Annotated in this window: 24 protein-coding genes; 6 read left to right on the forward strand and 18 right to left on the reverse strand. The window is 45.5% G+C overall.

From position 1 onward, the window contains the following. A partial coding sequence (locus M2133_RS08980; protein WP_277465774.1) for a hypothetical protein occupies positions 1–210 on the reverse strand: 210 nt, incomplete at its 3' end. Between the two features lie 196 nt (positions 211–406). Here M2133_RS08980 and nadB point away from each other — a divergent pair. Further along, complete coding sequence (gene nadB / locus M2133_RS08985; protein WP_277465775.1) at positions 407–1,984, forward strand: L-aspartate oxidase; 1,578 nt, start codon at positions 407–409, stop codon at positions 1,982–1,984. Between the two features lie 73 nt (positions 1,985–2,057). On the opposite strand, the gene rbr is transcribed toward nadB, so the two are convergent. Further along, positions 2,058–2,639: a rubrerythrin gene (gene rbr / locus M2133_RS08990; protein ID WP_277465919.1), complete on the reverse strand. Its 582-nt coding sequence runs from the start codon at positions 2,637–2,639 to the stop codon at positions 2,058–2,060. Between the two features lie 500 nt (positions 2,640–3,139). On the opposite strand from rbr, the gene sulP reads away from it, so the two are divergent. Together sulP and M2133_RS09000 are read left to right on the forward strand one after the other, a co-directional pair. Beyond that, positions 3,140–4,831, forward strand: coding sequence for a sulfate permease (gene sulP / locus M2133_RS08995; RefSeq protein WP_277465776.1), 1,692 nt, complete (start codon positions 3,140–3,142; stop codon positions 4,829–4,831). Between the two features lie 113 nt (positions 4,832–4,944). Next, on the forward strand, positions 4,945–6,045 hold the full coding sequence (locus tag M2133_RS09000; RefSeq protein ID WP_277465777.1) for a heparan-alpha-glucosaminide N-acetyltransferase domain-containing protein: 1,101 nt from the start codon (positions 4,945–4,947) through the stop codon (positions 6,043–6,045). 9 nt (positions 6,046–6,054) lie between these two features. Here the strand turns inward: M2133_RS09000 and M2133_RS09005 are convergent, their stop codons facing one another. From M2133_RS09005 to dinD, 6 genes are all read right to left on the reverse strand, one after another. After that, entirely contained in the window at positions 6,055–6,834 is a 780-nt protein-coding gene (locus M2133_RS09005) for a radical SAM protein (RefSeq protein WP_277465778.1), read from the reverse strand. A 39-nt stretch (positions 6,835–6,873) separates the two neighbouring features. Next, positions 6,874–7,170: a helix-turn-helix transcriptional regulator gene (locus M2133_RS09010; RefSeq protein ID WP_277465779.1), complete on the reverse strand. Its 297-nt coding sequence runs from the start codon at positions 7,168–7,170 to the stop codon at positions 6,874–6,876. After that, positions 7,167–7,529 carry a type II toxin-antitoxin system RelE/ParE family toxin gene (locus M2133_RS09015; RefSeq protein WP_277465780.1) on the reverse strand — a complete coding sequence of 121 codons (363 nt, stop codon included), beginning with the start codon at positions 7,527–7,529 and terminating at the stop codon, positions 7,167–7,169. Before M2133_RS09015 ends, M2133_RS09010 begins: the two co-directional genes overlap by 4 nt. Before the next feature lie 66 nt (positions 7,530–7,595). Beyond that, positions 7,596–9,644, reverse strand: a complete 2,049-nt coding sequence (locus tag M2133_RS09020; protein WP_277465781.1) for a helix-hairpin-helix domain-containing protein — start codon at positions 9,642–9,644, stop codon at positions 7,596–7,598. Positions 9,645–9,660: 16 nt separating this feature from the next. Further along, positions 9,661–10,479, reverse strand: coding sequence for a hypothetical protein (locus M2133_RS09025; protein WP_277465782.1), 819 nt, complete (start codon positions 10,477–10,479; stop codon positions 9,661–9,663). 122 nt (positions 10,480–10,601) lie between these two features. After that, entirely contained in the window at positions 10,602–11,435 is an 834-nt protein-coding gene (dinD, locus tag M2133_RS09030) for a DNA damage-inducible protein D (protein WP_277465783.1), read from the reverse strand. Between the two features lie 376 nt (positions 11,436–11,811). Here dinD and M2133_RS09035 point away from each other — a divergent pair, with 376 nt between their 5' ends. Then, the gene (locus M2133_RS09035) at positions 11,812–12,414 is read left to right on the forward strand and encodes a DUF4294 domain-containing protein (protein ID WP_277465784.1); all 603 of its coding nucleotides are present in this window, start codon (positions 11,812–11,814) and stop codon (positions 12,412–12,414) included. Between the two features lie 7 nt (positions 12,415–12,421). Here M2133_RS09035 and M2133_RS09040 read toward each other — a convergent pair whose 3' ends face one another. Genes M2133_RS09040 through M2133_RS09050 form a run of 3 tightly spaced genes read right to left on the reverse strand, consistent with a single transcriptional unit; the run spans position 12,422 to position 15,723 of the window. After that, positions 12,422–13,672 (reverse strand): glycoside hydrolase family 5 protein, encoded by a 1,251-nt coding sequence (locus M2133_RS09040; RefSeq protein WP_277465785.1) that lies wholly within the window; start codon positions 13,670–13,672, stop codon positions 12,422–12,424. Between the two features lie 19 nt (positions 13,673–13,691). Then, positions 13,692–15,179: a glycoside hydrolase family 30 beta sandwich domain-containing protein gene (locus M2133_RS09045; RefSeq protein ID WP_277465786.1), complete on the reverse strand. Its 1,488-nt coding sequence runs from the start codon at positions 15,177–15,179 to the stop codon at positions 13,692–13,694. A gap of 13 nt (positions 15,180–15,192) precedes the next feature. Beyond that, positions 15,193–15,723 (reverse strand): RNA methyltransferase, encoded by a 531-nt coding sequence (locus tag M2133_RS09050; RefSeq protein WP_277465787.1) that lies wholly within the window; start codon positions 15,721–15,723, stop codon positions 15,193–15,195. Positions 15,724–16,311: 588 nt separating this feature from the next. Here M2133_RS09050 and nadA point away from each other — a divergent pair. Continuing rightward, positions 16,312–17,286 carry a quinolinate synthase NadA gene (gene nadA, locus M2133_RS09055; protein ID WP_277465788.1) on the forward strand — a complete coding sequence of 325 codons (975 nt, stop codon included), beginning with the start codon at positions 16,312–16,314 and terminating at the stop codon, positions 17,284–17,286. Positions 17,287–17,363: 77 nt separating this feature from the next. Here nadA and M2133_RS09060 read toward each other — a convergent pair whose 3' ends face one another. From M2133_RS09060 to purN, 7 genes are all read right to left on the reverse strand, one after another. After that, on the reverse strand, positions 17,364–19,661 hold the full coding sequence (locus M2133_RS09060) for a hypothetical protein (RefSeq protein ID WP_277465789.1): 2,298 nt from the start codon (positions 19,659–19,661) through the stop codon (positions 17,364–17,366). After that, positions 19,658–20,245, reverse strand: a complete 588-nt coding sequence (locus M2133_RS09065) for a non-canonical purine NTP diphosphatase (RefSeq protein WP_277465790.1) — start codon at positions 20,243–20,245, stop codon at positions 19,658–19,660. The genes M2133_RS09060 and M2133_RS09065 overlap by 4 nt, the downstream gene beginning before the upstream one ends. A gap of 188 nt (positions 20,246–20,433) precedes the next feature. Further along, a complete protein-coding gene (locus tag M2133_RS09070; RefSeq protein WP_277465791.1) occupies positions 20,434–21,312 on the reverse strand; it encodes a YitT family protein in 879 nt (292 codons plus the stop codon). Next, entirely contained in the window at positions 21,312–24,152 is a 2,841-nt protein-coding gene (gene leuS / locus M2133_RS09075) for a leucine--tRNA ligase (protein ID WP_277465792.1), read from the reverse strand. Before leuS ends, M2133_RS09070 begins: the two co-directional genes overlap by 1 nt. A 111-nt stretch (positions 24,153–24,263) precedes the next feature. Further along, positions 24,264–24,815, reverse strand: a complete 552-nt coding sequence (locus M2133_RS09080) for an ORF6N domain-containing protein (protein WP_277465793.1) — start codon at positions 24,813–24,815, stop codon at positions 24,264–24,266. Between the two features lie 90 nt (positions 24,816–24,905). Continuing rightward, positions 24,906–25,382, reverse strand: coding sequence for a pyridoxamine 5'-phosphate oxidase family protein (locus M2133_RS09085; RefSeq protein ID WP_277465794.1), 477 nt, complete (start codon positions 25,380–25,382; stop codon positions 24,906–24,908). Positions 25,383–25,415: 33 nt separating this feature from the next. Next, entirely contained in the window at positions 25,416–25,979 is a 564-nt protein-coding gene (gene purN, locus M2133_RS09090; protein WP_277465795.1) for a phosphoribosylglycinamide formyltransferase, read from the reverse strand. 156 nt (positions 25,980–26,135) lie between these two features. Between purN and M2133_RS09095 the strand changes: the two genes are divergently transcribed. Further along, positions 26,136–26,372 (forward strand): acyl carrier protein, encoded by a 237-nt coding sequence (locus M2133_RS09095; protein WP_277465796.1) that lies wholly within the window; start codon positions 26,136–26,138, stop codon positions 26,370–26,372. Positions 26,373–26,387 lie beyond the last annotated feature (15 nt).

Raw genomic sequence — 26,387 nt, forward strand, 5'->3', positions numbered from 1 at the left:
AACCGTAGGATAACAGAGACCCTCAATTTTTGTATACGAACATATGGCGCACATCCGGATTTTCCGGATGTGCGCTTCTTCTTTACGTAGGACACTATTCGAAGCAATGGCAAAGCTATCATTCGGTGATAGTTTCGCCGTTGTTAATTTTTGTAACAAATTTCCCGGAAGGCTGATCAATGCAGGCGTGATAGGATTGCCGCCTTGCATGATAGCTTTGCCTGCGTGTTGATAATATCACCACTGTGATAGTTTTACCGCCTTCGCAATGCCGCCTTATACCTCCATTTCCAGTCGATCGCCGAGCCGCTCCCCCCGGCAGCTGCACCGTGCATATTTAAATACAGCAGCAAGCACCAACAAACCGACATAATTCATACCTTTGCTTTCCTAAAATACACAAAGGATGATACACAAATATGATTTCCTGGTGATCGGTTCAGGTATAGCCGGTATGAGTTTTGCCCTGAAGGTGGCTCATCAAGGAAGGGTAGCGCTGATCTGTAAGTCAGGACTGGAAGAAGCCAATACGTATTTCGCACAGGGAGGTGTGGCTTCGGTGACCAATCTGTTGACCGACAACTTTGAGAAACATATCGAAGATACGATGATAGCCGGCGACTGGCTAAGCGATCGGACGGCGGTTGAGAAAGTGGTGCGCGAAGCACCCGCGCAAATCAATGAATTGATCAGTTGGGGGGTCGACTTCGATAAAGACGAAGCCGGCAACTTCGACCTCCACAAAGAAGGCGGACATTCCGAATTCCGGATCCTCCACCACAAAGATAAAACCGGAGCCGAAATACAGGACAGCCTGATCCGGGCGATTCAGAAACATCCGAATATTCATGTATTTGAAAATTATTTTGCCATAGAGATACTCACCCAGCACCATTTGGGTATTACCGTCACCCGGCAAACCCCGGACATTGAATGTTACGGCGCTTATATTATGGGGCCGGATGGGCGCATCGATACCTTCCTTTCCAAAGTGACACTGATGGCCACCGGCGGAATCGGTGCCGTGTATCAGACGACCACCAATCCGCTGGTGGCTACCGGCGATGGCATTGCGATGGTTTACCGCGCCAAAGGGACAGTAAAAGATATGGAATTCGTACAATTCCACCCCACCGCTTTCTATCACCCGGGCGATCGCCCGTCGTTCCTGATCACCGAAGCCATGCGCGGCTACGGAGCCGTATTGCGCACCCAAGACGGGAAAGAGTTTATGCAGAAATACGACAAGCGCCTTTCGCTGGCGCCACGCGATATCGTGGCCCGCGCGATCGACAATGAAATGAAAAACCGGGGAGATGATTTTGTGTATTTAGACGTGACCCATAAAGATGCGGAAGAGACAAAAAAACATTTCCCCACCATCTACGAGAAATGCCTGGGCTATGGCATTGATATCACCCGCGAATATATTCCGGTAGCCCCGGCGGCGCATTACCTGTGCGGGGGAATTAAAGTGGATCTGGATGCCCGCTCCTCGATCAAACGCTTGTATGCCGTCGGCGAATGTGCCTGCACCGGCCTACATGGCGGTAACCGCCTGGCCTCCAACTCCCTGATCGAAGCAGTGGTCTATGCCGACGCGGCAGCCAAACACAGTGCGCATTTCATTGAGGAATGTAGTTACCAGGAAGATATCCCGGCCTGGAACGATGAAGGCGTACAAGCCTCGGAAGAGATGGTTTTGATCACCCAGAGCGCCAAGGAAGTGGGACAGATCATGAGTACGTATGTGGGAATCGTCCGTTCCGATCTCCGCCTGAAAAGGGCTTGGGATCGATTGGATATCCTTTACGAAGAAACGGAAAGCCTTTTCAAACGCTCAGTCGCCTCCAAAGAGATCTGCGAACTGCGCAACATGATCAACACCGGCTACCTCATCATGCGCCAAGCCATCGACCGCAAAGAAAGCCGGGGATTGCATTATACACTGGATTATCCGACAAAGGATACAATTACGAATTAAAAATTACGAATTACGAATTGAAAGGCCATCCTAACTTATTCGTAATTCGTAATTTTTAATTCGTAATTGCTTTTTACGCATAATTCTGCTTCATCGGCTCGAAATAGGCCTGCGGGTGTTCGCATGCCGGGCATTTCTGCGGGGCGTTCTTGCCTTCGTGTACGTAACCGCAGTTGCGGCACTGCCAGGCGATTGCTTCTTCTTTGGCGAATACCGTATTCGTTTCGATATTAGCCAATAGCTGGCGATAGCGTTTTTCGTGCTCCACCTCTACCTTGGCGATCATACGGAAAGCGATGGCGATTTGTTTGAAACCTTCTTCGTCGGCAATAGCAGCAAATTCCGGGTAAAGAATATCCCATTCTTCCAATTCACCTTCGGCAGCAGCGGCCAGGTTTTCCATTGTCGTGCCGATTTTTCCGGCCGGATAAGAGGCGGTGATTTCCACCATTCCGCCTTCGAGGAATTTAAAGAAACGTTTGGCGTGTTCCTTTTCCTGCTCGGCTGTTTCCATAAAAACGCCGGCAATCTGCTCGTATCCTTCTTTTTTCGCCACGCTGGCAAAGAAGGTATACCGTGTGCGGGCTTGTGATTCACCGGCAAATGCTTTCAGTAGATTTTGCTCTGTACGAGTTCCTTTGATACTTTTTTCCATCATGTTACTAAATTTATGTATATGTAAGATAAGATAATCAACGTCTTTCTTTCAACTGTCCAAAAATAGGTATTCTGTTCTTAACCGGATACCCTTCCGCTTTAAATTATGCCTATCAAAATATAGACACAATCTATACCAACACCTCCCCTCCTACTATAATAACTCATTCGAAGCAAAAAAGTTGCCCATTCTTAAGCCTTTTTTGCCATCAAAAACATCAGCGATTGATAATCAAAGCGTTTTTTACTTCTTTGATTTAATCATATACCAAATCGTTTTATGGTTTCGTTCTAAGTCGATTAAGTTGAACTTATTAGCTTTTATTTCAAAAGTTCCCAATATTTCTTTGTTTGATATGGGACAAACAGCCGTTCGATACCGGTCAAACAAAGAACAACCGGTGAGAAAGGAGATAAACATCCATAATCCGATAGAATGTGAACACAATTACATTATTATTCCTACCTTTGCATCTTGAAATTCAGGTGCATATTGAGATGAATAAATACACTTTCCAGCCTAAACTGATCACAGCGCTGAAGACGTACTCCAAAGAAAAATTTATATCCGACCTGATGGCCGGGATTATTGTAGGGATTGTGGCTCTTCCTTTAGCCATTGCTTTTGGTATTGCCTCCGGAGTGAGTCCGGAAAAGGGGTTGATCACCGCAATTATCGGCGGTTTCATCGTCTCTTTCTTGGGGGGTAGCTCGGTTCAGATCGGTGGGCCGACCGGCGCGTTTATCGTGATTGTGTATGGCATCATCCAGAATTTTGGTATCGAAGGGTTGGCCATTGCGACCGTCGTGGCGGGTATTCTATTGGTATTGATGGGCGTATTCAAGCTCGGGACGGTCATCAAATTCATACCCTACCCTATAGTTGTCGGGTTTACCAGCGGCATTGCGCTGACCATTTTTACCACGCAGATGAAAGACCTGTTCGGCCTGCAGATGGAGAAGGTGCCGGCCGATTTCATTAGTAAATGGGGTGCTTATTTTGAAAGTATCCATACGATCAACTGGTGGGCATTACTGATCGGCATCGTCAGTATCGTGATTATTGCCGTTACCCCGAAGTTCTCGCGCAAAATCCCCGGTTCGTTGATTTCCATTATCGTCATGACGATTATTGCATTTATCTTACGCAATTACCTGGGCATCTCTTCGATCGAGACGATCGGCGATCGTTTTACGATCAATGCCAGCCTGCCCCGCCCGGAAGGGCTTTCGTTTAATATCGAAACGATCAACCTATTGTTGCCTTCCGCTTTCACCATTGCCATGCTGGGGGCGATCGAGTCGTTATTATCCGCCACCGTGGCCGACGGGGTTACCGGTGATAAACATAATTCCAATACGGAACTGATCGCGCAGGGAGCGGCAAATATTGTGGTTCCCCTCTTTGGCGGCATACCCGTGACCGGCGCCATCGCCCGTACAATGACCAATATCAATAACGGGGGGCGCACACCGGTAGCCGGTATTATTCATGCCGTCGTACTGTTGTTGATCCTGTTGTTCCTCGGTCCGCTGACCAAACATATTCCGATGGCTTGCCTGGCGGGTGTGTTGATTATCGTGTCGTATAATATGAGTGAATGGCGTACGTTCCGTTCTCTGTTGAAAAACCCGAAAGGGGATGTGGCCGTCCTTTTGGTCACGTTCTTCCTGACTGTGATCTTCGACCTCACCATTGCCATTGAGATTGGCCTGTTGATCGCCATGTTTATCTTTATGAAGCGCGTATCGGAGACGACAAAGGTATCGGTCACCAAGAACTCGATCAATCTGTCCGAAGAAACCGAGATGCCAATGATGGACGATGAAAAACTGATTGTGCCCGACGGTGTGGAAGTATATGAAATCGACGGGCCGTTCTTCTTTGGTATCGCCAATAAGTTCGACAGTGTGATGCAACGGACGGGGGATAACAAAACCAAAGTCCGTATCATCCGTATGCGTAAGGTACCGTTTATGGACTCTACGGGACTGCACAACTTGGAAAGTTTGGTTCGCCTCTCGCGTGCCGAACATATTCAGGTGATCCTCTCCGGGGTAAATCCGGACGTGCGCAAGATGCTGTTGAATGCCGGATTAGACAAAACAATCGGCATCGAGAATATCTGCAGCAACATCAATGAGGCAATCAACAAGGCAGCCAATTTTGTGAAATACAGCGCAAGCTGATCGCAGAATCTAATCACATTATCATTTTATCCCCTTTATTGGGTCTGAAAAGTACGCAACGTATGCGTCGGATTCTTTATTTTTGTTCTGTCTAAACCGTAAAATCGAATACAATGAAACAGACAGGACGACTTCTCTCTTTGGATGTCATGCGGGGCATCACCATTGCCGGAATGATTATGGTAAACAATCCCGGATCGTGGAGTACCAATTACGCACCACTTCTCCATGCCCATTGGGACGGATTAACTCCGACCGACCTGGTATTTCCTTTTTTTATGTTTATCATGGGCGTTTCCATGTTCTTCTCCTTGCGGAAATACAATTTTACACTTACCCGCGAAAGCCTTTTCAAAGTATTGAAAAGAACCTTACTGATCTTTCTGGTAGGGCTCGGACTTAATCTTTTCGGCCTGTTCTTCCAACCGCATTTCAGTCTGGAGAACCTGCGTATACTGGGAGTCATGCAACGGCTGGCACTGGCGTATGGGATCGGCTCGTTGATCGGACTGACGGTAAATCACAAATATATATTATATGTAGCCGGGGGAATCCTGGCGGGTTATTGGGCCTTGATCGGGCTAACGGATAGTTATGCACTGACGGAAAACAGTATCGTTGCGGTTATCGACCGCTTGGTTTTGGGTGCCTCCCACATGTATAAAGACACGATGGCGGATGGTACCCGCATCGCGTTCGATCCGGAAGGGCTGACCAGCACGATCGGGAGTATCGCCCATGTCTTACTGGGCTTTTATGCCGGGAAAATGATCATGGACAGTAAAAAAGACAACGAATGCATCATCCGTAACCTCTTTATTTTCGGGGTTATCCTTTTCTTTGCCGGTTATCTGTTGAGTTACGGCTGCCCGGTGAACAAGAAATTATGGAGTAGTACCTATGTGTTGATTACCTGCGGCATGGCCTCCTTGTTCCTGGGTCTGTTGATCTGGATCATCGATATCAACGCCAAAAAGAAATGGACGTTGTTCTTCGAGTCTTTCGGTATCAATCCGCTCTATCTTTATGTGCAGGCTGCCCTGTTATCGACCTTGGCAGAAGTGAGCGGGCTCAAAGGTTTTATGTACGAACAGGTCTTTTCCCCTGCGTTCGGTAACTATGGCGGCTCACTGGCCTGGGCATTGTTTTTCGTGATCGTAAACTGGATACCAGGCTATTTCCTTTACAAGAAACAGATCTACATTAAACTATAAATATATTATTCAAATAGAGACCGAAACTTCGAAGCCCAATTCTCGTGCCCGGTCGGCAATGGCTTCCAGGTCTTCTTTGCCTACTTTCCGAAGGCCGCTGACGGGGGTTTCCCGATCGATCGTATAGATCATAACCTTTTTGGGCTTGATCTTTTGCAGCGCTTGCAGCCAACCATTGATCTCTTCTTCAGTGGTATTATCCACGGATTCACCGTTGCATTCGCCACGCAGGAACATGGTTTGGATAATCAGGTTGCCCTCGAAAAGAAGCAACTGTTCCAACAACTGGCCAAAGGTGAAAGAAGGAGAATTAGGTGCATTCAGTTGTTGGATCCGGCGGTCTAAGACCGAGTCCAGTTTCAAGATATTGTCTTCAATCTTATTCAGCGCATCAAAGACAGCAGGTTTATATAGCATCGTTGAATTGGAAAGCACAGCGATCTTCGCCTCCGGACACAATCGGTTGCGCACTTCAATCGTATCGTCGATAATCGCGCCGAAATCCGGATGCATCGTCGGCTCACCATTGCCGGCAAAGGTGATCACATCCGGCTTTACACCTTCTTCATACATCGCAAGAAGCTTGGTTTCCAAAGCCTCTTTCACCTCTTCCCGCCGGGGCATCCGGCTTCGCGTACGCCCGTCTTTATTCAGTCCGCACTCACAGTAGATGCAATCAAACGAACAGATCTTCCCATCCGTCGGAAGCAGATTAACACCCAACGAAACTCCCAGGCGCCGACTATGAATCGGCCCAAATATAATCTGATCAAAAAGAATTGTTGCCATACGATCGATTTAGTTATTGACGCTACAAAAGTACGAAAATCAAACCAACTCCAACTCCATTCCCAAAGCCTTTGCGATACGGACAAAGCTGGAGATCTGCAAATCCGTCTCCCCTTTCTCTACTTTAGCGATATAGCTTCGCTTCAGCCCCACCCGGTCGGCCAGCGATTGCTGCGTCATTTTCAACTCCTTCCGTTTGTCACGAAGTATAACGCCATAGTAATAGGCGATCGCTTCTTTTTCAAATTCTTCACGGGAAGGGGTGCCCTTTTTCCCATATTTTACATCCAACAGCACATTGGCGTTTATAAATTTTGATTCATCGTATACATTCATAATTTCAATTCCTCTAATATTGTTTTTGACCTATTTATCTGTTTCTTATAATCTTTTGTGCTCTTTTTCAAAAAGCCATTCAGCAAATACACTTTAGTTGCTTCTATGATATTATCGTGATCGACTGAGAAAACAATGGTTCTGTATTCATTGTAACCTATCTTAACCCTCATCTCATAGAATTCCGTATCTATCAATTTCTTTACAAAACTTGTATGAATTAGCTTATGATCTATAATCAAGTCTATTACATACTCAATATTGTTTTGCTCCTGAGAACCTAAACCGTCAAAAAACTCTTTAAATGCTTTACTCAAAAGAACAGTGCGCTCTTTTCCTGCATATCTATCTTCTATCATACAAATGTAATTAATTCGTTACAAAACACCAAAGAAAACACAGTCATTAACGTTCGATCATCTCCTTTAAAACTTCCACTTCAGATTCCCATAGAAATCGGTTTTTTGTTTGCTTTCGATCTCTTCCAGACCGGTTCCGATCAGGTCGCGGTCGGCGTATCGGGTGTGGGCGATCTTAAAAGAGAAGGAGAGATGCTTCAAAATATCCCAGCGGAAGGTGGCAGCCAGGCGGATGCCTCTGCCGTAGAACGAAGGCATATAAAAGGAATACAGGAGGTTGCGTTCGTACGAGCTGATGCGGGTATTGTAATCGTCGGTATAGAACCAGGCGAGATAAAGATCGCCTTGCAAAGGGAGTCTACCCGGTTTCCAGCCGATACTCTGCGCGATCATTATCCCTTTATGAGTCTCTCTACCCTTTTTTTCTTCCGCGTAAAAGACTCCATCGACCGAAGAGCGGGAGAATACGGAAGGAGAAAAGCGATACGTCAACTGGAAGCGCAATCGTTGTTGTGTATAGGGTAAGATGGTATAAGTTCTTTCCTCTTCATTTACGTTCTTTTCTTTTTGTCGGTAGCGGTAACGGATATAAGCCGACAGGTGATCGCCCGGCGTATACTGGAGCTGCACCATATACTCCTTTCCGGACGAAGGGGCATCGACACCATATTTCAACCAGGGAAAGCGAAACACATCCGCATACATCGAGAGCTTCCAATACGGGAAAGGCGTGAGTTGTAAACCCGTGTATACGCCCTGCTCGTTCTGTACCGTACTGTTCTGCCCAAAAGCACTTCCGAAATGCGATTGATAGTGTTTGTCGTAGTAGCGATGCAAAAATAGAAAAGAGATATAAGAGACGGGAGTGAATTGCAAACCATTCAATGACGCCCAGGCGCCGCTTCCCGACAGGGCTGTCTCGCCGTAGATTTTGATCCTTCGGTTCTTGATCATATAATCCACACTGACATTCGCATTCGAACTGCCCCGAAAATAGAAATGATTGTAGGGTTGATCCTGCGGTTCCATCCGATTTCGGCCGAAGGTATAACCCAGCGCAGTCAGTCCCACACAAAGATCAGGCGAAACATAACGGATATTCCCGCCGAAAGTCTGCATCGGAAGCGTACGCCGTTTCTCCCAATCGCCCACCGTACGGTGCAAGCCGTCGGTCTTAAGCGTGGTAAACCGCCCACTATCCAGTTTGGCATCCAACTGCCGATACGAATAAAACAGACTGACCTCTACCCTATCCCAGGCAAGTGTGGTGGCTACGCCCCGGAAGAAATCCGTTTCATTGGTCGAGAAATGCCGGCGGAAACCGTTATTCCTACGCTCCACCTGCGTCACCAAAGCGTTTCGTCCCGGCATAAAATCGTTGCTGATCACCAATCCCTGCCCAAAAGAAACCTTATAATCACCGATAGCCAAGCTTTTGATTCGCCCCATCTCTTTCAGAAACAAATGGCCCGAATAATAGTCATAGCCTTTGTGATATTTATTCCAGAAAGGTTCTCCGGCATCCTTCTCCGCCACCACTCCCCACTGAATTCGCTCGTCGAACGTATAGGCATATTGTACCGAATGATAAAACGCCTCCCCCAGATATTTCCGGTTAGGATATCTCTCCAAAATACTATCCGGCTGAAACCGATAGCCTTTCTTCTGTTGAAAACCCTGATCGTAGCGTACAATCAACTCATTCTTTCCTCTTTTCAACAGGTTATCAACCGTTATGGGCAAGTTATCAACCGCCGCTTCCCCCACATAAACGAAAGGAACAATCAGAGAGATCGCCTGAAAATCGAGTGCCGGGATATTCTTTAATTCATAAATAGAAACGAACTCGCCCTGTTTCTCCCGGAAGGCAATAAGGCTCTCGATCTGCTGATCGGACAAGAAAGGCAGTCTTTTCAGTTCTTCGCGTGTCACCCGGTTCAGGTCGAAAGGGTTCTGTGTCCGATCGGAGAGTTCGACAAACAAAGCTTCCAGCATTTCTGTATTTTCGGTCTCTTCCGCCAATTCTTCGATATACTCCATCCATTGATTGGTATTCACTTGTGCCCGGATCGGACAGATAAATAAGAGTAAAGTGTAAATGATATATTTTTTCATCGCTCAGCGTTAAGTATTAAAAAGAATAAGACAAACCAATCCCCGTACTCATGCCCAGTACCGGATGGTAAACCGTAGCAAGATCCAACGTAAAAGAAGCGAACCCATACCCTACCCCAAACCCGGGCAAGAGCGGTTCGGCCTGCACACCCGCACGCAGATAAAAAGAAGAGAAAGCCTGGTACTCCACCCCTAACGCACCGGTCAATTCTTCCGCTTCGCAGGTGCCCATATTCCCAGTTATCAACAGGTTGTTGATAATTTCCCAACGAAAGCCCAATTGCAGAACATATCCTGTAAAAATATCATTTTCAACCTCTTTTGTCTGAATACGGACAGAAGGTGTATTCAATATCAACATCCCTATCAACAAGTTATCAAACGGGCGGAAGCTCGCCCCGATATCCGTAGCAATCCGCCCCCGCCGCTCTTCATACAGATCCGTTTCCAGTAGCGAATAATGAATACCAACCCCCACAGCCCAGCGTTTATTCAATATTTTCCCCACACTGATCCGAAACAGGCTCTCCCGATACGCATCATAGCCAAACGAATTGATATGTAACGCAACCGGCAACAACCGGTTCGGATAAAGAAAAGCAGCACTGACCGAACCTAATTCTTTCAGTTGATACTTATTGAAGTAATTTATTTTCAACGTCTTCCGTTCCGAAAGAGCAATCAGGGAAGGATTAAACAACACACTTTCTGTCGCCCCATTATTGCCCAAAGCAAGGGTTTTCATGTCCGCAAAGCGCAGATTATCAGTGCTATACGAGTAAAAAGAAAAGCCAAACCAGAGTATCATCAGGTACCAAAATCGTATTTTTTTCATGTATTTGTGGTTAAAATCAACTATTAATAATCTAAATATCAATTAATTAAACGATAAAACCATTTTCCCGACGTCGGGAAAATGGTCGGTATTATCTCCCCATATAAGAAAGATAGTTTTAGCTATTGTCCCTTGTTTTTCAAGATATTCCTATTATCCTTTTCCAATCTCCTCTTTACTTTATTCACATCCTCGCTTTTGGGAAGATCTTCCGGTTTGATGCCTCGGTTCAATAGCATTTTACGAACGGCTGAATTATTATCAATATGTTCTTCTTCAATCGGCTTTTGTCCATATAAATCTTTAGTCTGGACATTCACATTCGTCATTTCCGCAGCCAGATCTTTGGCTTTAATGCTCACCGTGGGCAGGAAATCGGCTAAAGGTTTTTTCTCCGGAATGCCCATTTTACGCTTCAATGTCAACGTATCGATCTTAAACAAAGCTTTATCGCCTTTGGATCGGATCATGCCAAATCCTTTCTGATCAATTCCGCGCTCATAGAGAATACCGGACAGTTGCTTTTCCGTCTTGGTTAGTTTCTCCCGGGCTTTTACGCGTTCTATTTCCTGAAAACGCTGTTCAATGACTTCAGCCCGACGGGTTTGTACAGCAAAATAAGATTGAGCAAAAGCCACTTCCGGCTTCCGGCTATCTCCATTTTGCGCAATCAGATAGCAGGCATAACGAGTTAAAAGAATGTCATCAACTTGTTTTTCAACGCCTGATCCAATAGAAACCATTTTCGTAACGTCACGAAAATGGTTTTCACCCTTTTCGCCGGCAGTCAGACAAGCTTGTTTGGCTTTGACGATGACATTATTCACAAAGTTATCCCACTTGGCATAACCCAATAAAGGCTGGAGTTCACGCGCGCTCCAACACTCGAGGCTTTCAATTTCAATAGCTGCTGATTCAAACCGAACGAATAGTTCTTTAATTTCCTTCTGTTTCATAGCCTAAGGATTGATAGTTAATACTTTAGTTTGTACAAACATAATAAAATTTCCGGAAAAACAAAGGATAAATTCCACTCTTTTTACATCCGTATTGACAGGAATATTCCATCGTAATGCTGGGGATATTTATTTGTTGATAACCGTCAACACATTTGTTGATAACTATCAACAGATCTGTTGACAATTGTCAACAAACTTGTTGATAATTATCAACAAATAACTATTCCATACAATAGACTCACATTCAGTCGTTTATATTGGTTACTGAAACGAGGAATAAATCGGCGTATTTTCCTGCTATCAAAGAACGTAAAGAAGTCAAAGAGTGTGAAGAATGAAATACATACTGATTTATTATCTATTTTTGTAGTGGATGAGATGCCTAAAAGGTTATATATTAGTTGTATTCGTCCTTTTGTGTGCGGTGGTAAAGGCACAACAACCGGTGACGAACGTACTGCCCGAGGGTTACCAGCGCGCGACATTGGAAGGAACCGATACCGTAGCCGTGGTTGCTTTGCGGGAAGTATTGGTATTTCCTGAGATGAAGTTCAAAAACGAAAAAGAACGGATTGCCTATACCAAATTGGTTCGCGACGTCAAGAAAACCTATCCCTATGCCCTGTTGATCTATGATACATTGATCGAGACCTACGAATATATGGAAACCCTTCCGGATGATAAAGCGCGCCAGGAACACCTGGAACGGATGGAAAAGGAACTGTTCAAACAATACAAACCTGAACTCAAGAAGCTCACCTTTTCACAAGGCAAGCTCCTGTTGAAATTGATCAATCGCCAATGCAATCAATCCAGTTATAATCTTTTGAAGGCCTATCTGGGCAGTTTCCGCGCCGGGTTCTGGAATATCTTCGCCGGCCTTTTCGGCGCCAGCCTGAAAACCACGTATGATCCGAAGGGCGAAGACGCCAAGACGGAACGGGTGGTCATGCTGGTCGAAAGGGGGTTGATTTAACGAGTCCTTACGGATTCAATCCCAACGCCCGGATATATCCTTCTTCGATATGGTTGTTTTCGAACTTACATTGTTCGAGCATTTTCAGCATTATCGCTTTGGCTTCTTCCTGGTTGGGACGCGCATCGCGGATATCTTTATAGGTAACACGGGGTGCTTCCGAGAACTCGATGATCTTATCCCAGCCTTCGGGCGGAACGACAGAGGCAAAGCATGAGCCGTCCATCTTCTTGTAAGGCCAGAAGGTCCAACCGATATTGTTGTCTTCCATCGTTTTGCAGAAGGCGGCCATCCACTCGTTGGTGTTATGACCGATCTCACCCATATACATAGGGCGGTTCACGCTGTCGCGGAAAACAATAAAGTCGCGGATCGCGTCCGGGGTCGGTTCGCCGCCGTAACGATGGCAGGTGTACATCAGTTTGTCGTCGTTGAACTCAACATTGCGTAACGGATTGAAATTACCGTTCCACTGCGAGCCACCCAATAGGATAATATGCTCCTTATCGACCTCACGGATTGCCTTGATTCCCATCTTATACACATCTTTCATCTTGGCATTCAACGCTTCCATATTCTCGAAATACGGAGCGATCGGCTCGTTGAACAGTTCGTAACCCAGGATCACCGGTTCATATTTGTAATAATCAGCAATTTTCCGCCAGACATCACAATAGAGCTTCTGGCTTGCCGCGCTTTCGAACAACCAGGGGTAGCCGTAGCTATCGTCGATATTATCGCCGGTTTGTCCGCCGGGCGCATCATGCATATCCAGTATCACATACAGGCCTTCCGCACGACACCATTCCACGATCGAGTCGATCCGGGCGAAACCGTCTTGATTGACGGTCAGTCCCATATAATCCTCATCGGTAAACAGTTTGTAGTGGAAAGGAATACGGATCGTATTACTACCCGTTTTCTTCACAAACTGCACGTCTTTACGCGTGATATAGTTGTCCTTGAACGTCTTCCAGAATTCGGCGGTGAAGTCGGGTCCTACCAGTTGGCAGAACATCTCGTTGATAAAACGCACTGAGTTGGTCTTGCGAAAACCGAACATATAGCCTTCGGGGTTGATCCAGTTACCGAAGTTCGTACCTTTGATAAAGAACTTTTCTCCGTCGGGGGTGATCAGGTCGGGGCCTTGAACGATCATCAATTTAACTGCTGGAGGGCCTTCCGATTTCTTTTCTGCCTGGCAAGCCGATAATAACAAAGCTGCCAAAGCAAGGATTGTGAATAATGTCTTTTTCATGATTATAATTTTTTACTTTTTACCAAATATAGGTGCCTACAGCGCCTGGATTTAAGCGTACGGTTGCATACTGGCTGCGGAACTGAATACGGAAAGAAGCCGCGTTCCAGCTATTATTGGCAACCACCAACACATATTTCCCTTCCGGTGTACGGAAAGCCACATTCGGCAACACATTTTGGTTCGGGAAAGTCGCTACGCGAACAATCTCCCGCCGTTCCTCATCGGTGGTCAAAGCCACAGACATATCACCCGGATTGGTGGAACCGATGCGTACAGAGCCGGGACGAATGAATTTAGAAGCATGAGCAATCACATAATACGCCAGATTCTTCGTCACCTTGTCGTTATCGATAGTCACAGCCCCCTGACACATCGAGCAACCACCGTCGTCCGTATGCGGATCGTTCAACGGGTCGGCCGCGAAGTTCCACAGGATCACATTCCGACTCCAGTTGCGTGTCACGTCGATAATCATGCGTTTCACCTGTGCGGCGATCTCGATACGCGGACTTCCCGGGCGTTCGACCACCATCTGTTCCGTGAAATACAAATGTTTATCGGGATAAGCGGTATGCATCACTGTCATGGCACTCATATCGCCTCCGTAATGGTGAAAGCCGGAGCCATCGACATATTTCGCCGCATCGGGATCGCTCAATATGGTCAATGGATAATCCGGACGGTCGAGGTTATGATCGAACAATACGATCTTGGTTTTCAAACCAGCCTTCTGCAGTTGCGGACCGAGGTGTTCTTTGATAAAGATTGCTTGTTCCTGTGCGCTCATCCGCATACTTGGCGTATTATTTGCATTGAGCGGTTCGTTCTGAATGGTAAGGGCGTCGATAGTGATGCCATGTTCCTTCATCGCCTGGATATATTTGATGAAATAGCGGGCATATACATCGTAGTATTCCGGTTTCAACGAGCCGGCTTTCACCTTATCGTTGGTTTTCATCCAGATGGGCGCCGACCAAGGCGAAGCCAGGATCTTGATATCCGGATTGATTGCCAGGATTTCTTTCATTACCGGCACCACATCGTTTTTATCCTGTACCAAATCAAATTTAGCCAGCGAAAGATCCGTTTCCCCTGTTTTCAGGTCATTATAAGAAAACACATAACTGTTCAGATCGGAAGCACCGATCGTCAACCGGACATAACTTACACCGGCACAACTGCCATCCGTTTCGAAAAGATCCTTCAATAGAGCCGTGCGAGCAGCCGGAGTCATCAGCATCATCAATTCCGCACTACCTCCTGTGAGTGCAAAACCAAAACCATCGATTTCCTGCATCTGTAGAGATTCATCGATAACAATCGTAGCTCCTCCCCTGCCGGTCGGCCGGTCACTAAAGGAAATTTTCTCCGTTTGTTGCTGAAAAAGTTGCGAACGATCGGGTTCAGTAACCCAGGCTTCCATTGGGTATAAACCGCTCTGTTGTGCCAGACCGGAAAAACCTATCAAGCCTACCAAAACAAAAGTAATAACTAACTTACGCATAATAAATAGGTATTTATGTATTCATCTTTTTGAAGAAATCCCAGATCACAATCCCGGCGGTGACCGATACATTGAGCGAATGTTTCGTACCGTATTGCGGGATTTCGATACATAGGTCGCAGTTATCAACAACCTCCTGTTGCACACCTTTCACCTCATTACCCAGAATCACAGCGTACTTCTTTTCTTTGTCTAACAGAAGGTTATCCAACATCACGCTGCCCTCTGCCTGTTCGATTGCACACACCGTATACCCGGCCTGATGCAATTTTTCAACAGCTTCTGAAGTCTCTTGGAAATATTGCCAATCCACCGTATCTTCGGCTCCGAGAGCCGTCTTGTGGATTTCCGCATGGGGAGGAGTCGCCGTGATGCCACAAAGATAAATAGCTTCCACCCGAAAAGCATCGGAAGTGCGAAACACCGAACCGACGTTATGTAAACTCCGCACATGATCTAATACAACGATCAAAGGGATTTTTTCACTCGCTTTAAAGGCCTCTGGCGTGAGGCGGTTCAGTTCTGTTATCTTCCACTTGCGCATATCCGTATGATTTTTAGCAAAGATAATGAAACTGCTTCATTCCGGTGGAAACCCTGTTGAAAACTTAGGGATAAGTAGTGGATATCCATTTAAAAGTTTTCCTTGCATAAGTCGAAGATTTCTTTATACCAGCCGCTGAAAATAATGATCATCAAAAGTTAGCTTCTTTTTCCGACGGAGATTCAACACGCCTTATCCACTGTTTCGACCGGTATCCACATGCCGTTTTTTTCCACCCTTCCGGTTTTCAACACTTTGTTAATAAAGTCTGTATCTTACTATCTTTCAGTAAATAACATACAAAGAACCCTGTTGATAACCCGATCCAATCGATTTATATTTACTTAATAACATAACAAACAAGGATTCTTCTCAATTTTTACGAACCATTTCAACAGGCTATCATCATCATCATTTCTTTTTTTTAATTTTTAAAAGAAATAATAATAATAATATGAAATGTTGATAACTGTTTCGACCTCGATCGGAAACCTCCGGGATAAAAGTTGGGCAGAAAAGGATAAAAGTCCGTTATCTTTGCTTTATCTTTGTCTTATCTTATGTATGAAAGAGTAAAGAAAGGTAGTTATGGAAAGTCAATCAATCGGATATATGGACAGACCGGTTCCGGAAGGAACGGATTTGCGGGTGGAGATCGATAAGCTTCGGAAAGAAAAGAATGCGATTATCCTGGCGCACTATTATCAGACGGGAGAGATTCAGGATATAGCCGACTTCGTGGGCGACAGCCTGGCATTGGCGCAATGGGCGGCGAAGACAGAGGCGGATATCATCGTACTCTGTGGCGTTCATTTTATGGGCGAGACGGCAAAGATTCTTTGTCCCGACAAGAAAGTGTTGGTTCCCGATCTGAATGCGGGCTGTTCATTGGCGGATAGTTGTCCGGCTCCCGCGTTTGCCGAATTTGTCGCGCAGCATCCCGGATATACGGTGATTTCTTATGTGAACACGACAGCTGCCGTCAAGGCGGTGACCGATGTGGTGGTTACTTCAACGAATGCCAAACAGATTGTCGACAGTTTCCCGGCAGACGAAAAGATCATCTTCGGTCCCGATCGCAACCTGGGAAATTATATCAATAGCATTACGGGCCGGAATATGCTGCTTTGGGACGGTGCCTGCCATGTGCACGAGAAGTTCTCGTTGGAAAAGATCCTGGAATTGAAAGTGCAATACCCCGAAGCGGAAGTAATCACGCATCCGGAATGCAAACGTCCGATTATCGAGGTCTCCGACTTCGTAGGATCGACTGCGGCATTGATCAAACATACCATGCTGTCGGATAAGAAACAATTCATTGTAGCTACCGAAAGCGGTGTTATTCATGATATGCGCAAGAAGAGTCCGGATAAGGAATTTATCCCGGCGCCGCCCAACGACAGTACCTGCGCTTGCAACGAATGTGAATTTATGCGCCTGAATACGATGGAGAAGTTATACAATTGCTTGAAATACGAAAGCCCGGAGATACTTGTAGATCCGGAAATCCAGAAGAAGGCGGTGCTTCCGATCAAAAGGATGCTGGAATTGTCTGAACTTTGATTCTGATGATTAAGTGATTAGCTATGATATAAAAGCATCATAGCTAATCATTTAATCAGTATAATCAAAGTTCCAAATTATTTAATCACCATTATTTTACTCACCACACTCTCCCCTTTGTTGGGCTCGGAAGCTAAGACGAGGTAGATGCCGGTCGATACCCGATCGCCATTGGATTTGCGACAATCCCAGACGAATTGTCCGCCTAAGGATTTGCCCTGGACAATCAGATGACCGTTTATATCAGTAATCTTTACGTTCGAATCGGCCATCAGTCCGGTAATCACTACGTCGCCTTGATAATTGGGTCTGACCGGGTTGGGATAGGCATATACGTCGGAATAGGATGCTTCACCGGCGGTGGCTGTTCCCATATACGAAACGATGCCTTTATCGGTACCGATAAATACTTCACCGGTTTCGTGGTTAATGGCGATGCTTTCGACGTAGTTGGATGGTAAAGGTGAGTTTTCGGCCGTGAAGTGCTCGATAGTCTCCATTCCGTCGGCAGAGACGAGTAAGAGGCCGGAGTTTTGTGTGCCCAACCACTTACGGTTAGCCCCGTCGACGGCAATCGCCCGCACGGTTTCTCCATCCATAAACAAGCTGAGGTTGCCGTATTCATCTTCACGGATGATACGGTTGGCAAACATATTATCCGGATTATCCAAGGCGGTTCTTGGGTTGGGACAGATGATGGGTCCCAGGTTCGTACCGATCCAGATCTGCCCGTTCAGGTCTTCCGCCATGCAATAATAGGCGCTGGCGCTGATATCTCCGTTGATGCTGTAGAATGTTTTGTAATAAGCGGATTGATCCGAAGCTTCATCAAACACCAGGATACCGGCATAACCGCCACGCAGGATATTCACCCATTTGTGATTGGCGGAAGTGATCAGGATCTTATCGACCAGGTGTTGACCATTGGCCTGTGTATAATTGAAAGATTCCCATTTTCCATCCGTATTCATTTTTTTTATGCCTCGACTGACTTCGCTATTGGTCATCCACAGATTACCTTCTTTATCGAAACAAAGGCCTTCGACGCGGATATACTCGTATTGCGAATTATAAATGGATTGAAGCGTACTGTTTCCGGGATGATACAGGTTGACAAATTCATTATCCTTGAATTCGAAGACCCCTCCTCCCCAGGTCGAAGCATAAAAATGGGTTTCATCCTGCGGATCGACAGCAATAGAGGTGACATCTTTAAAATTATTACCCGGACTGTTTTTAGCCACATCCGCTTCGTTGACCGTAAACCATTGGGATGATTCGCTTGCCGGATCATAAATCATAATTGTTCCCGGGCGATTGAATATATCAGTCCAGCGACCACCTCCGGCCACCCATAGTTTTCCATGTTGGAAAGTCATAAAAGTGGCGTAATCGCGCTTTGGACTATCAATGCGGATACCATGTACAAACCATTCGTAATCGGTCGTCGCTCCTATCCTTCTTAATCCGCGAAGCATCTCAGTCTCCGACGCGACCCAATAGATATTGTCTTTCAATGAAGAGATATCGCTTAACGCGCCGGTGGGCAACGAGTGGTTTTCCGTAAGGGAGAAATAGACATACGCCCGGCCGGCAGTCGTGCATAGTAGTTTATTGTTTTGAACGGAAAGCTTCTTTATCTCGTTATTCTTGTAAAAAGGTTTGAACAGATTGTTCTCCTGTTGGATATAAATGCCTTGTTTGTCTACTAAAACGGCCAGTAAGTCCTGGAAAACAACGATCGTACGAGCAGTTCCGGCATCGATATCGGTATATTGGATGGCATACGGATTCCAATTGTTCGGATCGAGGAGGTTATTGTTTAATGCACTGTATAAAATTCCCTTGGAAGTGGCGGCATAGATCTGGTCTTTATGGATACAGGTCGAATAGATGGAATGACCCAAGCGATAGGTATCGGCGATCTCCCGTTCTTCCATATTAATGACCATAATGCCGAATTCAGCCGACAGATAGGCATATTGATCATGGAAATAGATGTGATTGATGGTTTTATCCGCCAGGGTGGCCTGCATAAGAAAAGGAATATTGTAGATACCGTTTTCGTTCAACAGATCGATATTACCGTTGGAATAGACGATCAACAGGGTTTTGATCGTGGAATTATAAGCGATTGTTTTGATTTGCGTATCATTCAGTTCGCCTTCTTTCTTGATATAGGTGCGATAACTCTGATCTTCTTTATTATAGCTGTACAGGGAACCGTTGGCGACGGCGAATACGTTGTTTTCTGCTTCGGCTACGGAGGTGGTGTTGTGATAAGCCATGTGCGACTTCCAACTTCCTGTTGCCTGCGCCGATATCTGGGTGGAAATACAACAGATAAAAAGGGATAGGTAAATCAATCGTTTCATTCTTTTACGGATAAAGTGGATAAAAAGTCAGCCAGCTTACGAACGGCCAAAGCCCGGTGGCTTATCGTGTTCTTAATCTCATTGCCCATTTCAGCAAAGGTCTCGTCGTAACCCGAAGGGATGAAGATGGGATCATAACCAAAACCGGCCGTTCCTCTTTCCTGATCGATGATTGTTCCTTCGATAATACCTTCGAACAGGTATTCTTTTTCGTCGAGTAACAAGGCGATAACGGTGCGGAAACGGGCATTACGGTTTTCTTTCCCTTCCAATTCACGCAGTAGCTTCCGCATATTCGCTTTCGCATCATGTCCGGGACCGGCATAACGGGCCGAATAGACACCGGGTGCATTATTCAACGCCTCGACTTCCAAACCCGTATCATCGGCAAAGCAATACAAATCGTAATGTTCCTTTACGAACAAAGCCTTTTGCATGGCGTTTCCTTCCAATGTCTCCGCTGTTTCGGGAATATCTTCGTGACAGCCGATTTCTTTTAAACTAACCAACTCGATCTCTTTGGGCAGAATAGCCTGCACCTCTTCCAACTTATGTTTATTATTGGTGGCAAATACCAGTTTCATATCTTTCTAAAACATTAAAAGCGTTTCTTTACGTATCTGAATAACGTAAAAAAACGCTTTTAATTGTTTGTTAGAATAATTATATGATTTGCCGGAAAAGCCCGAAAGGGCTTTCATGTGGATAACCCCGAGTGTCAACCCGGGGTGAATGCCTATTCCCTGCAAATCAACCCCGAAGTGGGTTGAACTTATGTTTTAATCTGATCAAACCCTTCCCCATAGACCCCGCGAACGATACTTTGGGAGATAAAAGCTTGCGGATCGATTTCTTTGACAATACGGAAGACAGTAAGTGATTCGGACTTCTTCGCCAATAATACAACCACCTTGATCGGGCGTTTGGAATATCCACCTTCGCCTTCCAGTAAGGTACAGCCGCGTTCCATATCTTGCAGGATCCGTTCGACGATCTCATCATACTTTTGCGAGAAGATCAGGAACTGCACAGACTGACGGTTGGCATTGATAATCCGGTCTAACACATAGTTATTAACCCCCATTTCAACAAAGCTGAATACGATCTTCTCGATATCATGGAAGATAAAGTAAGCCGAACCGATAATCACGAAGTCGAAGATAATCAACCCCGTACCGATGGAAACATCTTTATACTTATTGATAATAGCAGCCAGGATATCCGTACCTCCCGTACTTCCGTTCGCTGCAAAGATCAATCCCAGTCCGGTACCACAGATCGCTCCACCGATAATGATCGACATAAAGACCTGATCTTTGATAATCGGTACGCCACCCAGTACGATCTCGAATAGGGAAAGACTGAGCGACAAACAAACGACTCCAAAGATGGTCTTGATAATAAATTTCAATCCCAGTATCTTAAAGGCAATCCCCAGTAAGATAATGTTTATCAGGAAGTAGGAAAGAGATACCGGTATACTGGTCACAAAATAGATCAGTGTACAAATACCGGTTAACCCTCCTGTTACAATTTCATTGGAAAAAATGAATCCGTTGAAACCAAAGCCATAGAGTAAACACCCGATGGCAATAATGATATAGTCTTGTGCGTGGTGGTATATCTTATGTATACCTTTTTTTTGTTTCATTAAATGACGATGTTAACAATTTTCCCCGGAACGACAATCACCTTCTTCGGTGCCTTGCCTTCCATCCACTTAGCGGAATTCTCATGGCTAAGCGCTGCTTTTTCAACATCTTCTTTATTCATATCAGCCGGTAATTCCAAATTGAAACGGGCTTTGCCGTTGAATGAGATGGCGTAAGTAACGCTGTTTTCTTTCAGATATTCTTCGTTGTACTGGGGCCATTCGGCATCGCAGATGGTGTTTTCGTGACCCAATACATGCCAAAGTTCTTCCGCGATATGCGGAGCAAAAGGAGCCAATACGACGAGCAGTTGCTCCAGGATCGCCCGGCTGTTGCATTTCAGGCTACCCAATTCGTTTACACAGATCATAAAGGCACTTACCGAGGTATTGAATGAGAAGTGTTCGATATCCCACGATACCTTTTTGATCAATTTATGCAATGCTTTGAGTTCATCGGCTGTCGGTTGTTTATCGGTTACCTGCAGGTTTCCTTCGCGGTTGTAGAACAAACCCCAGGTCTTCTTCAGGAAACGATGAACCCCATCGATACCGTTTGTATCCCAAGGCTTGGACTGTTCCAACGGGCCGAGGAACATTTCATACAAACGCAAGGTATCCGCTCCGAACTTATCGACGATCATATCCGGATTGACCACGTTGTACATCGATTTCGACATCTTCTCAATTGCCCAACCGCAGATGTATTTCCCGTCTTCCAGGATAAACTCCGCCGTTTTGTATTCCGGATTCCAGTTGCGGAAAGCTTCCGTATCCAGAATATCATTGCTGACAATATTCACATCCACATGAAGCGGAGTAGTCTCATACTGGTCTTTCAGATTCAATGAAACAAAAGTGTTTGTTCCGTTGATACGATACACAAAATTGGAACGTCCCTGGATCATACCCTGGTTGATCAGTTTCTGGAACGGTTCGTCTTTATGAATTATGCCTTGATCGTACAAGAATTTATTCCAGAAACGGCTGTAGATTAAGTGTCCGGTTGCATGTTCGGTTCCACCCAGGTAGAGGTCGACATTCTGCCAATAGGCATTCACATCTTTATCGACCAGGGTTTTATCGTTATGCGGATCCTGATAACGGATATAATAAGCGGAAGAACCAGCAAATCCCGGCATGGTGTTCAGTTCCAATGGGAAGATCGTTTGATTATCAATCCGTGCTGTTTCAACGACTTCCTGGTTTACGCTGTCCCATGCCCAAACGGTGGCATTGCCTAAGGGCGGCTCACCGGTTTCCGTCGGCAGGAAGCGGCTTACTTCAGGCAATTTCAACGGCAGTTTATCCAACGGCAACATCTGCGGCATACCGTTCGCATCGTAATAGACCGGGAACGGTTCGCCCCAATAGCGCTGGCGGCTGAAGATCGCGTCGCGCAGACGGAAGTTCACCTTTACTTTGCCCAGCCCTTTTTCTTCTACATATAGTTTTGTTTTGGCAATGGCTTCCTGAACTTCCAGGCCGTTCAATACCAAACCTCCTTCAATACCTTTTCCCTCTTGCGGTGAGTTAGTCATGATACCTTCTTTGGCATCAAAACTCTCTTCCGAGATATCACAACCTTCGATCAATGGGATAATCGGCAGATTGAAATGACGAGCAAAAGCATAGTCGCGGCTATCGTGTCCGGGAACCGCCATAATTGCGCCCGTTCCATATCCGGCCAATACATAATCGCTGATCCAAATAGGAATTGCTTCGCCGGTCAATGGGTTGATCGCGTACGAGCCGGAGAATACACCGCTTACTTTCTTTTCGGTGATACGTTCCCGTTCGGTTTTCTTTTTTGTAGCGGCTTTATAAGCTTCAACGGCTTCTTTCTGTTCGGCGGTAGTCAACTGATCGACCAGTTCACTCTCCGGCGCCAAGACCATAAAGGTCACCCCGAAGATCGTATCGGCACGGGTGGTGAAGATTGTAAATTCAATATCCGAATCCTTTACCTTGAACTGCATTTCCGCCCCTTCACTCCGTCCGATCCAGTTGCGCTGGGTTTCTTTTAAGGAGTCGGTCCAGTCGATGGTATCCAAACCATCCAATAAACGTTGGGCATAGGCGGATACACGCAGACACCACTGGCGCATCACTTTCTGCTCCACCGGATAACCGCCACGTTCGGAGACACCGTTGACAACCTCATCGTTCGCCAATACGGTACCTAAAGCCGGACACCAGTTCACCATCGTATCGCCCAGATAAGCCATCCGGTAATCCAACAATACCTCTTGTTTTTCCTTTTCATTCATCGCTTTCCATTCGTCGGCGGTGAAAGCGTATTTGCCACCGTTGGCCACATTCAGTCCGCCACCGGTACCGACCTGTTCGAATGCTTCGATCAGTTCTTCAATCGGGCGTGCCTGTTGCGTATCGTTGCAATAGTAGCTGTTGAACATTTGGATAAACGCCCACTGCGTCCAATGGTAATAGTCGGGTTCGCTGGTGCGCACTTCGCGGCTCCAGTCGAAACAAAAACCGATCTTATCCATCTGCTGACGGTAACGTTCGATATTCTTTTCGGTGGTGATAGCCGGATGTTGTCCGGTCTGGATAGCATATTGTTCGGCGGGCAAACCGTAGGCGTCGTAGCCCATCGGGTGCAACACATTGAATCCTTGTAGTCTTTTATATCTGGAATAAATATCAGAAGCGATGTATCCGAGCGGATGACCTACGTGAAGCCCTGCCCCCGACGGGTAAGGAAACATATCCAATACGTAGTATTTGGGTTTACTTTGATTTTCCGTTACTTTATAAACCGCATGGGCGTCCCACCAGGCCTGCCACTTCTTCTCAATTTCTCTGAAATTGTATTCCATTTTACTTTTTATCTTCTAATAAAACAATATAGGGATACTTCTTTTTCGTATCCACTCTCATTTACAGCGCACAAAGTTAGTTATTTATTCAATGCGAACTTACTTGCGAACTTACTTTAGATAACCAACTTTGGGAAGGGGAGTTTTTTCTTTGCTTTTATCATGTTTGGCAAGTTCTGCCAAAGCGATGTATATATCGTCAAAGTGTTGTTCGTAATTTTCATGGTCTTTAGATAGGCTTTCCATATCTTCCTGAAGGACTTTTATTTGTTTCTGAAGGTCACCCAGTTGTTCAATCACTTCTCTATTCTCCAACACCAATTGACGCAAAGCAATAAAAGCGCGTACGATCTGAATATTGATTTCAATGGCAATCGGACTACGCAAAACACTGGCTAACATCGTTACACCGTGTTCGGTAAAAACGAAAGGATTTTTTCTTGTACCACCCCAACTTGAAGTCACAATTTGTGACATCAAGTTGGTAAATTCCTGATTTGTAAGTTGAAACATAAAATCAGGAGGAAACCTATTGATGTTTCTCCTGACAGCTTGGTTCATTACTTTTGTTTCAATACCATACATCTCCGCCAGATCATAATCCAGCATGACCCGTTCTCCCCTGATCTCGTAAATCTTATTTTGGATGATTTGGATTTCCATAGTTATTTGTTTTAGTTATACGACAGGATAAAAATAGAAAAAATATATCAAATGAGAGTATAAAAATGGGGAAAAACTAAACACCGGTGTTTAGTTTTTATGGGGTGAGGTGCCGAATTCTTTGCAGGTGACTTTCTGCAATTCGACCTTCCAGATCTTGACGTTCAGGACGGCGGGGCGGTTGAATTCGAATGTCTTGTCGGAATAATGCTGCATGATCAGGTTGAGGGCTTTAAGCTTTTCGTCGTAATCTTCTTCGAAAACGACACGGCCCCATCCGATCACGCTTTTCGAATGCGCGCTATAACTGCAGGCCACCTGGGGATGCTGAAATACGATTTTGGGATCGGTACAAAAGGAAAGGCATACGTTCGGATTCTTTTCCAGGATAGAGATGCTCCGGCCTTCCTGCCCGGAATGGAGGTAGACGATATTCTCTTCGTAACCGAAACTCATCGGGATGACATACGGAGTTCCGTCGGTGTCGACCATGCCGACCGAACAGACCTGACATTGGCGGATGGCTTCTTCGATAGTTGCCTGATCGGTATGTACTAAAGTTTTCATACGCTGCGTTTAGGAAAGTAATATAGATTCTTTTTAAGAAAGTAATTCTTCGATCACGTGTGGGAAATGTTCATACTCCAATATATGCACCTTTTGGGCAACCGTTTCCGGCGTGTCCTGAGCGGATACGGGGCAGTCGGCCTGGAAGATGATTTCTCCGTCGTCGTAATACTCATTTATATAATGTATAGTGATGCCGGTCTTTTTGTCTTTGGCAGCCACCACCGCCTCGTGCACCCGCATACCGTACATGCCTTTGCCACCATGTTTCGGTAAGAGCGCCGGATGTATATTGATCACCTTTTCCGGATAAGCATTGAGGAACGCTTCGGAGATGATATTCAGGAATCCCGCCAATACGATGAAATCAACCTGGTATTCCGCCAATATTTTCAGTACCGGAAAACCTTCTTCAAAATCGGCACGCGAGAAAGTAAAAGAAGGGACACCCAACTTTTTTGCCCGTTCGTGCACGCCGGCATTTGCGTTGTTCGATAAGACAACCGCAACCCGGATATGGGGGTGATTCGCAAAGTATTTGATGATATTTTCAGCGTTTGTTCCTGATCCGGAGGCAAAAATGGCAATGTTCTTCATACGTTTATCCCTTTAAAATGCACAGAAAAAGAGAAAATGTGCAGATTTTCATATTTTTAGTTGATTATATTTGTTTCGTAAGCAAAAAAATTCTTTCCTTTGCACTGCAAATTTAAGAAGTATATTTCGTAATTATTAATTTAAATTTAAAAAGTTATGTCTGAAGTTGCATCAAGAGTAAAAGCTATCATCGTTGATAAATTAAGTGTTGAAGAAACAGAAGTAACACCGGAAGCTAGCTTTACTAACGATTTAGGAGCAGACTCTCTTGACACAGTGGAACTGATCATGGAATTCGAAAAAGAATTCGGAATCTCTATTCCAGACGATCAAGCAGAAAAGATTACAACAGTAGGCGACGCTATCGCTTATATTGAAGCTAACGCGAAGTAATCCACCCTTTCCTAT

Origin of the sequence: Parabacteroides sp. PF5-6 (genome assembly GCF_029504695.1) — a bacterium.
Taxonomy (GTDB): domain Bacteria; phylum Bacteroidota; class Bacteroidia; order Bacteroidales; family Tannerellaceae; genus QVMG01.

Coding starts and splice junctions, on each gene's coding strand:
- nadB (WP_277465775.1), top strand. CDS start 407: ATGATACACAAATATGATTTCCTGGTGATCGGTTCAGGTATAGCCGGT.
- rbr (WP_277465919.1), bottom strand. CDS start 2,639: ATGGAAAAAAGTATCAAAGGAACTCGTACAGAGCAAAATCTACTGAAA.
- sulP (WP_277465776.1), top strand. CDS start 3,140: ATGAATAAATACACTTTCCAGCCTAAACTGATCACAGCGCTGAAGACG.
- M2133_RS09000 (WP_277465777.1), top strand. CDS start 4,945: ATGAAACAGACAGGACGACTTCTCTCTTTGGATGTCATGCGGGGCATC.
- M2133_RS09005 (WP_277465778.1), bottom strand. CDS start 6,834: ATGGCAACAATTCTTTTTGATCAGATTATATTTGGGCCGATTCATAGT.
- M2133_RS09010 (WP_277465779.1), bottom strand. CDS start 7,170: ATGAATGTATACGATGAATCAAAATTTATAAACGCCAATGTGCTGTTG.
- M2133_RS09015 (WP_277465780.1), bottom strand. CDS start 7,529: ATGATAGAAGATAGATATGCAGGAAAAGAGCGCACTGTTCTTTTGAGT.
- M2133_RS09020 (WP_277465781.1), bottom strand. CDS start 9,644: ATGAAAAAATATATCATTTACACTTTACTCTTATTTATCTGTCCGATC.
- M2133_RS09025 (WP_277465782.1), bottom strand. CDS start 10,479: ATGAAAAAAATACGATTTTGGTACCTGATGATACTCTGGTTTGGCTTT.
- dinD (WP_277465783.1), bottom strand. CDS start 11,435: ATGAAACAGAAGGAAATTAAAGAACTATTCGTTCGGTTTGAATCAGCA.
- M2133_RS09035 (WP_277465784.1), top strand. CDS start 11,812: ATGAGATGCCTAAAAGGTTATATATTAGTTGTATTCGTCCTTTTGTGT.
- M2133_RS09040 (WP_277465785.1), bottom strand. CDS start 13,672: ATGAAAAAGACATTATTCACAATCCTTGCTTTGGCAGCTTTGTTATTA.
- M2133_RS09045 (WP_277465786.1), bottom strand. CDS start 15,179: ATGCGTAAGTTAGTTATTACTTTTGTTTTGGTAGGCTTGATAGGTTTT.
- M2133_RS09050 (WP_277465787.1), bottom strand. CDS start 15,723: ATGCGCAAGTGGAAGATAACAGAACTGAACCGCCTCACGCCAGAGGCC.
- nadA (WP_277465788.1), top strand. CDS start 16,312: ATGGAAAGTCAATCAATCGGATATATGGACAGACCGGTTCCGGAAGGA.
- M2133_RS09060 (WP_277465789.1), bottom strand. CDS start 19,661: ATGAAACGATTGATTTACCTATCCCTTTTTATCTGTTGTATTTCCACC.
- M2133_RS09065 (WP_277465790.1), bottom strand. CDS start 20,245: ATGAAACTGGTATTTGCCACCAATAATAAACATAAGTTGGAAGAGGTG.
- M2133_RS09070 (WP_277465791.1), bottom strand. CDS start 21,312: ATGAAACAAAAAAAAGGTATACATAAGATATACCACCACGCACAAGAC.
- leuS (WP_277465792.1), bottom strand. CDS start 24,152: ATGGAATACAATTTCAGAGAAATTGAGAAGAAGTGGCAGGCCTGGTGG.
- M2133_RS09080 (WP_277465793.1), bottom strand. CDS start 24,815: ATGGAAATCCAAATCATCCAAAATAAGATTTACGAGATCAGGGGAGAA.
- M2133_RS09085 (WP_277465794.1), bottom strand. CDS start 25,382: ATGAAAACTTTAGTACATACCGATCAGGCAACTATCGAAGAAGCCATC.
- purN (WP_277465795.1), bottom strand. CDS start 25,979: ATGAAGAACATTGCCATTTTTGCCTCCGGATCAGGAACAAACGCTGAA.
- M2133_RS09095 (WP_277465796.1), top strand. CDS start 26,136: ATGTCTGAAGTTGCATCAAGAGTAAAAGCTATCATCGTTGATAAATTA.